Genomic DNA, 417 nt, shown 5'->3' on the forward strand with positions numbered 1-417 from the left:
TACAAATATCTGTACAGGAGAGAAAGGAGGCGAGCTATGGGCCACGTTTCCTATACAGAGCTACGCTCGAACTTGGCGAGATACATGGACGAGGTTTGCGATAACCGCGCGCCCCTCCATGTGACACGCCAGAACGCCCGTGGCGTCGTGATGGTATCCGAGGACGAGTACGAAGGCATGATGGAGACCTTGCACCTCTTGCGGAGTCCCGCCAATGCCGAGCGTCTGCTCCACTCTATTGCCGAGGCTGATGCTGGCCGCATGGTCGAGCACGACCTCATCGATGCAGAAGACACAGCAGACGCCGAATGAAGTTGCTTTGGACCACTCATGCTTGGGAAGATTATCTCTACTGGCAAGAGGCTGATCCAAAGACCCTCAGGATCATCAACGACCTGATCAAGGATGCGAAACGCA

General features: G+C 55.2%; 2 protein-coding genes. Both read left to right on the forward strand.

Features of this window, described 5'->3' with window-relative positions:
- Positions 1–312, forward strand: a 312-nt coding sequence (locus KBI52_RS00695) for a type II toxin-antitoxin system Phd/YefM family antitoxin (protein ID WP_371823085.1), incomplete at its 5' end; no start/stop codon positions are given.
- The coding region (locus tag KBI52_RS00700; protein ID WP_210804772.1) for a type II toxin-antitoxin system YoeB family toxin at positions 309–417 on the forward strand (109 nt) is incomplete at its 3' end. The genes KBI52_RS00695 and KBI52_RS00700, both read left to right, overlap by 4 nt.

It is taken from the genome of Microvirga sp. HBU67558 (assembly GCF_018069605.1).
GTDB classification, from domain to species: Bacteria; Pseudomonadota; Alphaproteobacteria; order Rhizobiales; family Beijerinckiaceae; genus Microvirga; species Microvirga terrae.